This window comes from Chryseobacterium sp. L12, assembly GCF_056133985.1.
The window spans coordinates 61,553-69,137 of sequence record NZ_JBVYOF010000036.1 but is presented as its reverse complement, the minus strand read 5'-3'; the positions used below and the strand labels follow the sequence as shown (position 1 = coordinate 69,137).

Genomic DNA, 7,585 nt, shown 5'->3' with positions numbered 1-7,585 from the left:
ATCGAACTCACGTTAAATAATACCATCGAAAGATTCCATCAAAAAGAAAATCCGGAATTTCTTTTCTTTTGGGGACATACCGTGAAAGATGAAATTACAAAAGCCTGTTTCAGTCAGTGGTTTCCTTTTGAGTTTAAAGAAAACGGAATCATTTATAAAACAGCAGAACATTATATGATGGCAGGAAAAGCGAGATTATTTAATGATCATGAAATTTTAGAGCAAATTTTAAAAGCAGAGACTCCGAATCAGGCGAAAAGTTTAGGCAGAAAAGTCAGAAATTTCGATCCTCAAATTTGGGACGAGCATAAATATGAAATCGTGAAACAGGGAAATCTATTAAAGTTTTCTCAAAATGAAGAGTTTAAAAAATTTCTGCTTTCAACAGAAGATAGAATTTTAGTAGAGGCAAGTCCGTACGATAAAATCTGGGGAATCGGGATGCTGGAAACTAATGCAAAAGCCAAAGATCCTTCAAAATGGAATGGTGAAAATTTATTAGGATTTGCTTTAATGGAAGTAAGAGACGAATTAAGAGGGTAACACAATAACCGTAGAAAAATTATGAATCATGAAAAAAACAGAACTTCATCCTCAAATATTTATGATCGAAAATTTTCTTTCTCACCAAGAATGCGATCATTATATTGAAATAACTCAGGACAAAGATTTTGAGGAGGCAAAAATCAATATGAGAGGTCGACAGGTGATGAGCAAAGGAATCCGGAACAACGACAGATTGATGATTTTTGATAATAATTTAGCCGAAAATCTTTATGAAAGAGCCATCGAATTTCTTCCTCAGATTCATGATAACTATAACGTTTCGGGCTTTAATGAAATGTTCAGGATTTATAAATATTCTCCGGGACAGCAGTTCAAAATGCATCATGACGGGAGCTACATCAGAAATGAAAATGAGAAAAGCTTTTACACTTTTTTAATCTATCTGAATGACGATTTTGAAGGCGGAGAAACAGAGTTTGATAATCTGTTCACTGTAGCTCCGAAGAAAGGTTCAGCGTTGGTTTTTTACCATCCGTTAAGACACGAAGGAAAAACACTGATCAGCGGACAGAAATATGTTTTAAGAACAGATGTAATGTATTTAAAGACTTAAAAATGAAAAAGATATATGTTTCAGGAAACGGAAATGTATCCTGGGAGAAATTTCAGCAGTTTTATATCGAACCGTTAAAGAACTTCAGCCTTGATGAGTGTGAATTTATCATTGGAGACTTTTCGGGAACCGATACGTTAATGATGGAATTTTTAAAAGATAAAACAGAGAAAGTAACCATTCTTCATGTTGGAAGAAGACCGAGATATTTTGCCAATTCTTTTAAAACAAAGGCGGAAAAATGGAAAGTGATAGGCGGTTTTACTTCAAATTATGAAAGAGATACCTTTGGAATTGATCTATGCACGCACTTTCTGGCGGTTGATTTCAATACCGATGAAAAAAGAAAAAGCGGAACATTAAAAAATATCGAAAAGTGTTTTGCTTTAAATAAAATAAAAGTGAAAAAAATTTTACCCATAATTTGCGTAAAAAATACACTAAAATTAACAAATTGTTTCACTAAAAATCATAAAGCTATGTTTGGATTTACACACATCAAATTTGATTCTATGACGTACGTTCTTCATTTTAAAAATGGAAAGATCGCCAAAGAAGGAAGAGGTTTATCGTTCTTTTATTTCGCTCCCAATTCGTCTATTGTGGCGATTCCGTTGGGAAGCAACGATCTGCCGTTTATCTTTAATGAAAACACGAACGATTATCAGACCGTGAAAATTCAGGGACAGATCAGCTATAAAGTGACCGATCCGAAAGCACTTTCCAACACACTGGATTTTACCGTGGACGGAGAAGGAGTTTACAAAAAGAATGACATTGAAAAGCTGAACCAGAGAATCATTAATCTCGCACAGACAGCAACTTCTTCTTTTGTACACAATCTTAGTTTAAAAGAAGCAATCCGCTCTGCCAAACAGATTGAAGATCATATTCTGAAAGGATTAATCGATTCCGAATCAATAAAAAGCATGGGAATTGAAATCCTGGGAGCCAATATTTTAGCCGTTCAGACAACACCCGAAATGGCGAGAGCGCTGGAAACGGAAACCCGGGAAAAACTGCAGCAGCAAGCCGATGAAGCGATTTATGAAAGAAGAAATTTTGCGGTGGAACAGGAAAGAAAAATCAAAGAATCTGAGCTGAATACGGAAATTGCGGTTGAAGAAAAGCAAAAGCAGATTGAAGAAAAAAGAATGGAAACCGAAGTTCAGCAGGAAGAAAACAACAGAATCCTTCGTGAAATGAAAATTGCCGCCGATATTTCTGTAGAAAACCACAGAAAGAAACTGATCGAGCAAAAAACGGAAAACGACAGAAAAGAAGCAGAGACACAAGGTTATATTCTGGAAACGTCCTTAAAACCATATAAAGAAATCGACTGGAAAGTCCTCACAGCTTTGAGCGGAAGACAGGATGCGAGAAATAACATCGCTTTAGCGTTCAGAGAATTGGCAGAAAACGCCGGGAAAATCGGAAACCTGAATATCAGTCCGGATTTGCTGGATAGTATTTTGAAACATTAAGAGGATTTAAGTTGTTAAGAATTATTAAGTTGAGCTTCGCTTTAAGCTTAAAATCAGAATGATTTTCTTAATTAAACTTCATTTCTAAATTAACCTTAATGGTTTAAAAAATATTTAAATAAAAAGAAAATGAAAGTAGAATACGCCATCATCATTAAAAATAAAACCCGTCTTGAATCTCTGGTCGAAAGATTCAACACGCAGGCTCAGGCGAAGTTTTATATTGAAAGTTCCGGAGGAAATTTTCAGGAATATGTGGATGAACACGAAAAATTCGGTCAGTCATTTCTGGAAGTTCAGACCCAGCTTTCCAAAATCATTAAAAATAAAGTGATTGAAAGAGAGTTTGTTCCTTCCTATATTTTCTCTGAAAACAACCTGATTGTGGTGGTCGGACAGGACGGTTTGGTAGCCAATGTTGCCAAATATTCTAAACATATTCCGATCATTGCGGTGAATCCCGATCCCGAAAGATATGATGGCGTTTTACTTCCCTTCAGCGCAAAAAACTTTTTAAAAGGGGTACAAGCTGTGATGAACGGAAACTTTAGTTCAAAAAAAATGAAGTTTGCCGAAGCAGTGCTGAATGACGGACAAAAATTACGGGCAGTGAATGATTTATTTGTAGGAATTTCTTCCCATTCTTCCGCACGATATAAAATCATGCTGAACGGAAAAGAAGAAATACACTCTTCCAGCGGAATCATAGTTTCCACAAAAACAGGAAGTACGGGTTGGCTGAGTTCCATTTTTAATATGGCATTTGGAATTTTAGGCGAAACCGGATTAAAATATCCGCAGCTCAATGAAGAAGATTTGTATTTTGCAGTAAGAGAACCTTTCAAAAGCATCCGAACGCAGACCGATATCTGCAGCGGAAAACTGAAAAAAGGAAACAAATTAATCATCGAATCACTAATGCCGAATAATGGTTTTATATTTAGCGACGGAATTGAGCAGGATTTTCTACAGTTCAACAGCGGAGCAACAGCCGAAATCAGGCTTTCTGACGATGAAGCTGTTTTAGTTTTAAATTAAAAAAAATGATTAATAAAATATACAAATACAGACCTCTTTCTGATTTTCTATTTAAGGAACTTTATTATCAAGAGATTTACTTTGCATCTTATTCTGAATTAAATGATCCTTTAGACTTACATGCAAAAATTAATTTCTATCCAAGAAATAAAGATGAAATTAAATATTTATTAAACTTTATTGTGAAATCACAATGTTTTGATTTTTCAAATCCTAAATCTTTAGGAATTAACGAAGCTTGGATTGAGCTTTACAATAATGATGAAAAATGTAATATAATCATTGATGAAATATTTGAAAAAGCGACCCTTTTATTTAAAAAAAATGAAAATATATGGTGTGATGATATTGTTGAAATAATAAGTGATTCGATTAATGATAAAAATATTGTTTTTGCTTCCTTAGATTTTAAGCAAGAGATAGAAAGGTTAACAAATAAATTTTTAAAAAGTAGCTATGTTACGTGTTTTTCAGAAACAAACAATAATTTTCTTATGTGGTCTCATTATTCAAGTAAGCATTCGGGTATTTGCTTAGAATTTAATTTGAATCATAATAATTTTCCATATGAAATTCAACATAAGAGAGTATTAAATGAAGTAAAATTTAAACAGCAAGTTTCAGAATGGGATACTAAAACATTAATATTTTGGAGCAATTTAAAAAAGGTTGAATACGAAGAAATGCAACCATTCATTAACTTTTATCATTTTGCACCAGTATTCCAAAATGAGCATGATTGTGACTTGTTAGGATTGTCAAAATCATGGACACACAAATATGCTTTTGAGCTTGAAAATTTATTTTCTACTAAGACTAAAAGTTGGGAGTATGAAAATGAATGGAGGGCAATAGAAATTAATTTTGAGAATCAAAAATTTCCAGAGGAGAGAATTAGACATTATCCAATAGAATGTCTATCTGCAATTTATTTTGGAATCAATACACCAGAAGAAGTTAAGAATAGAATATATAAAATACTGTATAATAAAAATCATGACATTGATTTTTTTGAGGCAGAACTAAATGGAACTAATATGATTGAATTCAAATATTGGGAATGTAAAGAAGATTATTAATCAAAAATAGATGTTAAATAAAATGCCAAAAATTGAATTCATAAAAGGCGACATTATCAAAATAGAAGCAGACGCCATTGTAAACGCAGCCAACTCTTCCTTATTAGGCGGTGGCGGAGTAGACGGAGCCATTCATCGGGCAGGAGGAAAACAAATTCTTGATGATTGTATAGAAATCAGAAACCGACAGGGCAAATGCAAAACAGGAGAAGCGGTCGTTACAACTGGCGGAAATCTTCCTGCAAAATACGTCATTCATACGGTTGGTCCGGTCTGGAATGAAGATGAAGAAAAAGGATCAAAATTATTGGCAAATTGTTACCATAATTCATTGAAATTGGCAGAAAGTCTAAAGGTGAAAACCATTGCTTTTCCCAACATCAGTACAGGAATTTATCGATTCCCAAAAGAACTCGCTGCTAAAATTGCTATAGATGAGGTGAGAAACTTTACATCGGAGATCATTGAAAAAGTTATTTTCGTATGTTTTGATGATGAAAATGAGGAAATTTACAGAACACTGTTAAAAGAATAATACAGAATAATAGTTTTTGTGAGCTTCGCTAAGTGAAACGGCTTTGCGAACTAAAAACGTTTAGTAATAACAAAAAAAACTTTGTGGTCTTTGCGTTAAAAATAATACAAAAACAAATAATACAAAAACAAATGAAAAAACTAACCATATTAACCGGCGCCGGAATCAGTGCCGAAAGCGGAATAAAAACCTTCAGAGACGGAGATGGTCTATGGGAAAATCATAGCATCACAGATGTGGCAAGTCCGGAAGGATGGCGAAAAGACAGAGCTTTGGTTCTTGAATTTTACAACCAAAGACGAAGACAGCTTCACGAAGTAGAACCGAATGAGGCACACCGATTATTAGCAGAACTGGAAAAACATTTTGAAGTTCAGATTATCACTCAAAACATCGACGATTTACACGAGAGAGCTGGTTCAACGAATATTTTACATTTACACGGCGAATTATTCAAATCCTGTTCATGCAGCGATAAAAACCTGATTTACGAGCAGAAAGATGACATCAACATCGGCGATAAAGCAGAAGACGGAGCGCAGTTAAGACCATTTATTGTCTGGTTCGGAGAAGATGTTCCGCTGATGAAAGAAGCTACAAAAATGGCAAAAGAAGCCGATATATTTTTGGTAATAGGAACTTCTTTACAGGTCTATCCTGCAGCGGGATTGATTCATAATATCAAGGATGACTGTCTTTTAATCGTGATCAATCCCAACGAAACAGGTTTCGGATACGGACAAAGAGCTGTTGTGATGAAAGAAACGGCAACGCAGGGAATGAAACTGCTTTTTGACAAACTCGTAAATCTTGCATAATGGAAAATAGTGTAAAAGCCGGAATTTTCGGCGTTTGTGTGGGGGATGCATTGGGCGTTCCTGTAGAATTTAAAAGCAGAGAAAATTTAAAAATGTTTCCCGTTGAAAATATGCGGGAATTCGGATCGTGGAATCAGCCGAAAGGAACATGGAGCGACGACAGTTCGTTAACACTTTGCATTGCTGAAGAACTTACAAAAGGTTATGATCTGGAAAAAATCGGACAAAGCTTTGTGAAGTGGGTAAAATACGGACATTGGACGGCTCACGGAAGATTGTTTGATATTGGCGGAACAACAAGGCATTCTATCGCAAGATTAATAAAAGGAGAAAGTGCAAAGTTTTCAGGAAATATTTTCGAAGAAGATAACGGAAACGGTTCTTTAATGAGAACACTTCCGTTGGCTTTCTACCTTAAAGACGAAGAAAATATTGAAAAGCTCTATCAGACGGTAAAAGAAGTCTCTGCAATCACTCACGGACATTTTCGCTCGGTGTTTGCTTGCTTTATTTATGTAATTTTTGCCATTGAATTAATCAAAGGAAAAGATAAAAAAGAAGCATATCATCATACTCAGAAATTGGTGTTGCAATTTGCAGAAATTCAAGGCTTTAACCCGAAAGAGATACAGCTTTTTGACAGGGTTTTAAAGAATGATATTTCAGAATATCATGAAGATTCCATCAGTTCAGGAGGTTACGTTCTTTACAGTCTGGAAGCCTCATTATGGTGCTTTCTAAATTCAGAAAATTATGCTGAAGCCGTTTTAAAAGCCGTCAACCTGGGAGAAGATACCGACACAACCGGAGCCATCACAGGCGGAATTGCCGGAATATATTTTGGTTTTGAAAGTATTCCGAAAGAGTGGGTTGATGTTTTGGCGAGAAAGGAGGATATTGAGAAATTGTGTGAAAAATTAGAAAGAAAATTAATAAACAAACCATGAACGAACAACATAAAAAAAGAATAAGCAAATACCTAAGCTTGGTGCTTAGACATAAACCCGAAGTTATCGGGCTGAATTTAGACGAAAACGGATGGGCAGATGTGGAAGAACTACAGGAAAAATGTGCAAAACAAAACCGCACTTTTACATTGGAAGAATTGAATGAGGTCGTTGAAACCAATGATAAGAAAAGATTTATTTTTAATGAAGATAAAACTAAAATCAGAGCAAATCAGGGACATTCTATTAATGTCGATTTAGCTTTAAAGCCACAACAGCCGCCGGAATTTTTGTACCACGGAACTTCAGAAGCCAATCTTGCATCCATCTTTGAAAAAGGAATTGAAAAGAGAAACAGACAGCACGTTCATCTAAGTCAGGACAAAGAAACCGCAACCAAAGTCGGAATGCGTCACGGAAAACCACAAATTCTCACCATCAAAACCGGAGAAATGTTTCAGGATGGAATTGATTTCTATCTCTCTGAAAATAATGTTTGGCTGACTGATTTTGTGGATGCAGAGTACATTTTGCGATAAAAATACTCTTATAAGTTATCCACAA

General features: G+C 35.1%; 9 protein-coding genes. All 9 read left to right on the top strand.

The features are described 5' to 3' along the window. Positions 1-543, top strand: coding sequence for an NADAR family protein (locus tag AC0NBN_RS16740; RefSeq protein ID WP_160814100.1), 543 nt, complete (start codon positions 1-3; stop codon positions 541-543). A gap of 28 nt (positions 544-571) precedes the next feature. Next, the gene (locus AC0NBN_RS16735; RefSeq protein WP_160814099.1) at positions 572-1,120 is read left to right on the top strand and encodes a prolyl hydroxylase family protein; all 549 of its coding nucleotides are present in this window, start codon (positions 572-574) and stop codon (positions 1,118-1,120) included. 2 nt (positions 1,121-1,122) lie between these two features. Then, complete coding sequence (locus AC0NBN_RS16730; protein ID WP_474468879.1) at positions 1,123-2,604, top strand: SPFH domain-containing protein; 1,482 nt, start codon at positions 1,123-1,125, stop codon at positions 2,602-2,604. A 129-nt stretch (positions 2,605-2,733) separates the two neighbouring features. Continuing rightward, positions 2,734-3,642, top strand: a complete 909-nt coding sequence (locus AC0NBN_RS16725) for a diacylglycerol kinase catalytic domain-containing protein (protein WP_160814098.1) — start codon at positions 2,734-2,736, stop codon at positions 3,640-3,642. A 5-nt stretch (positions 3,643-3,647) separates the two neighbouring features. Further along, positions 3,648-4,721, top strand: coding sequence for a DUF2971 domain-containing protein (locus AC0NBN_RS16720; protein WP_160814097.1), 1,074 nt, complete (start codon positions 3,648-3,650; stop codon positions 4,719-4,721). 22 nt (positions 4,722-4,743) lie between these two features. Beyond that, a complete protein-coding gene (locus AC0NBN_RS16715) occupies positions 4,744-5,256 on the top strand; it encodes an O-acetyl-ADP-ribose deacetylase (RefSeq protein WP_160814096.1) in 513 nt (170 codons plus the stop codon). Between the two features lie 131 nt (positions 5,257-5,387). Continuing rightward, positions 5,388-6,074 carry an SIR2 family NAD-dependent protein deacylase gene (locus tag AC0NBN_RS16710; protein WP_160814095.1) on the top strand — a complete coding sequence of 229 codons (687 nt, stop codon included), beginning with the start codon at positions 5,388-5,390 and terminating at the stop codon, positions 6,072-6,074. Further along, positions 6,074-7,021, top strand: coding sequence for an ADP-ribosylglycohydrolase family protein (locus AC0NBN_RS16705; protein ID WP_160814094.1), 948 nt, complete (start codon positions 6,074-6,076; stop codon positions 7,019-7,021). The genes AC0NBN_RS16710 and AC0NBN_RS16705 overlap by 1 nt, the downstream gene beginning before the upstream one ends. Then, positions 7,018-7,560, top strand: coding sequence for an RNA 2'-phosphotransferase (locus AC0NBN_RS16700; protein WP_160814093.1), 543 nt, complete (start codon positions 7,018-7,020; stop codon positions 7,558-7,560). Before AC0NBN_RS16705 ends, AC0NBN_RS16700 begins: the two co-directional genes overlap by 4 nt. Positions 7,561-7,585: the final 25 nt, after the last annotated feature.

Coding starts and splice junctions, on each gene's coding strand:
- AC0NBN_RS16705 (WP_160814094.1), top strand. CDS start 6,074: ATGGAAAATAGTGTAAAAGCCGGAATTTTCGGCGTTTGTGTGGGGGAT.
- AC0NBN_RS16700 (WP_160814093.1), top strand. CDS start 7,018: ATGAACGAACAACATAAAAAAAGAATAAGCAAATACCTAAGCTTGGTG.
- AC0NBN_RS16735 (WP_160814099.1), top strand. CDS start 572: ATGAAAAAAACAGAACTTCATCCTCAAATATTTATGATCGAAAATTTT.
- AC0NBN_RS16725 (WP_160814098.1), top strand. CDS start 2,734: ATGAAAGTAGAATACGCCATCATCATTAAAAATAAAACCCGTCTTGAA.
- AC0NBN_RS16730 (WP_474468879.1), top strand. CDS start 1,123: ATGAAAAAGATATATGTTTCAGGAAACGGAAATGTATCCTGGGAGAAA.
- AC0NBN_RS16715 (WP_160814096.1), top strand. CDS start 4,744: ATGCCAAAAATTGAATTCATAAAAGGCGACATTATCAAAATAGAAGCA.
- AC0NBN_RS16710 (WP_160814095.1), top strand. CDS start 5,388: ATGAAAAAACTAACCATATTAACCGGCGCCGGAATCAGTGCCGAAAGC.
- AC0NBN_RS16720 (WP_160814097.1), top strand. CDS start 3,648: ATGATTAATAAAATATACAAATACAGACCTCTTTCTGATTTTCTATTT.